The following is a 2,145-nucleotide window of genomic DNA, read 5'->3' as shown; positions in this document are numbered from 1 at the left end:
CTGTCAACACCGGTTAGATATTCCCTATTTTCAGCGGAAACAAATTCCCTAATTCACCGAACAATAGTTGGCTGTATGCCAGCTTTTTTCTTTTCTCTTAAGCGATAAGAATCTCCTTTTATATTGATGGTAGTCGAATGGTGGATCAGACGATCTAAAATAGCTGTGGCCAATACTTCATCACCAAATATCTTTCCCCATTCGATGTAGGACTTATTTGAAGTAATGATCATAGCTCCATGCTCATATCTTCTTGATATTATTTGAAAGAGAGTGTGTGCACTAAGTTCATCGAAAGCGAAATAACCGATTTCATCCATGATAAATAACTCTGGTCTGCTATATCGTTTGATAATTTGTTGGATTAACCCTTGTTTTTCCGCCTTCTGACATTCTGCTATAAAATCATTCGCAGTGATAAATAATGCCTGGTATCCTTGTGTCAAAGCCTCAAAAGCCATAGAGATCGCCAAGTGCGTTTTTCCCACCCCAGGCGGCCCTAAAAGAAGGATGTTCTCCCCATTATGAATATAGCGACCAGATAATACCTCTTTTACTCGACGTTCATCAATACTTGGTTGAAAACTAAAGTCAAAATCATGAATACTTTTGACATAGGGGAGCTTAGCCTTCTTAATTCGTTTTTCTAGAGCTGCTTTTTCTTTTCGTTCAATTTCTTGAGATAAAACAGTGATTAAGAAGTCTGAGTATGGTACATTATTTTTAGATGCGTCTTCTAGTAGACCATCGATTTGGTCGGCTGTATAATTCCAACCGACCTGTGTTAAGCGTTCAACTAAAAGGTCTGTGTTCATTAATGATCACCGCCTTCTAGTTGCTCATACATTTGAAGAGGACGTTGTTCCACTTCAATGTCAGGGGACTGTAAACGACTGTGGGTCGGCAAACCAGCAGTAGTCGTTTGCAGTCCTTTATAATGTTCAAAGTTAATAAAATCTCGAGCCTTCCCAGACATTAATGGATGCTTAGCTATACACTCATAAGAATCATAGATTTCTAAATGATGATCAAGAGTCTCCTTAATCTTTAACTCTTGACCAACGTACCGGAAAGGTACGGAATAGCGTTTCCCTTGATAAGAGACAAAACAATCTTTGCTAACTCTTCTAATCTCCCAATGATTAATAGGAAATAAGGGTTTGCTGTTTGACTTACTTAAATATTTTTGTTCATGTTGGAAGCGAGTTATTGGAGCTTCCAAGGTTGTCTGGTGAATCTTACGATTCGCTGTTTGATCAAGCCACACTCTCATATCTTCATTTAATGCTCTTAGCGTTGGCTTATGCTTACGCTGCAGAAAGTTCTTTTTAACGTATCCTACAACGTTTTCTACTTTACCCTTCGTTTGAGGACGGTAAGGTTTACAAGCTTTTGGAGCTATTCCATAGTAAGCTAAGAATTCTTCAAACTTACGATTGAACCGAATTTCTACTGGACTATGTTTGATAACTGCTGTTTTCATATTGTCATAGAGGATCTGTTCAGGCACCCCGTTGAAATAAGCGAATCCATTCATGTGACACTTCATTAGCGTTTCTAAATCCATACTGTCTGTAAACTCAACATATTTCATTCTTGAATAACTCAATACCATCGTAAAGGCATAGATTTCCTTCAATTCCCGATCGACCTCAAACTTACCGATATGTCCCCAATCCATTTGAGCTTGTTTACCAGGAGTGGTTTCATACCTCATAGTCGCCTGCTTTTTAGGACGAGTACGATAAGGGCGTACAAAATCCCGAAGGATTGTAATCTTGCCTTCATATCCCATAGATTCAATTTCCTCTAAAAGGACAGAGCAATTTGTTGTGCCTTCCTTAATACGTTTTTCTAAATATTCTTTGAAAGGATCGAGTTTGCTTCCCCTTTTATGACTTTCTTTTTTCCTTGGCAACTCTTCAGAATTTATGTACTTTCGAATTGTCTTGGGATCAAACCCAGTTTCTTCAGAGATGGCAGTAATTGACCATCCTTTTTGACGTAGTTCTCGAATCATAAAAAACTCCCCAGTCTTGACCATCATTTCTACACTCCAAATCAGTAATATATAGAAATGATTATCCGTTATTATTGGGGAATTTGAAACCGTTGTTATTAGGGATTTTAGCACCGTTGCTTACA

Annotated in this window: 2 protein-coding genes; both read right to left on the bottom strand. The window is 38.1% G+C overall.

Annotated elements, in window-relative coordinates; genetic code table 11:
• Nucleotides 1-53 precede the first annotated feature (53 nt).
• A complete protein-coding gene (gene istB, locus FCL54_RS23505) occupies nt 54-815 on the bottom strand; it encodes an IS21-like element helper ATPase IstB (RefSeq protein ID WP_138129708.1) in 762 nt (253 codons plus the stop codon).
• Nucleotides 815-2,044, bottom strand: coding sequence for an IS21 family transposase (gene istA / locus FCL54_RS23500; protein ID WP_138129709.1), 1,230 nt, complete (start codon nt 2,042-2,044; stop codon nt 815-817). Before istA ends, istB begins: the two co-directional genes overlap by 1 nt.
• Nucleotides 2,045-2,145: the final 101 nt, after the last annotated feature.

It is taken from the genome of Exobacillus caeni, assembly GCF_005747095.1.
Classification (GTDB): Bacteria; Bacillota; Bacilli; order Bacillales; family Guptibacillaceae; genus Exobacillus; species Exobacillus caeni.
The sequence above is the reverse complement of the archived record's forward strand: the minus strand, read 5'-3'. Positions and strand labels throughout refer to the sequence as shown.

Excerpts from the sequence above, each read along its gene's own strand:
- istB (WP_138129708.1), bottom strand. The coding sequence starts at position 815 with ATGAACACAGACCTTTTAGTTGAACGCTTAACACAGGTCGGTTGGAAT.
- istA (WP_138129709.1), bottom strand. The coding sequence starts at position 2,044 with ATGGTCAAGACTGGGGAGTTTTTTATGATTCGAGAACTACGTCAAAAA.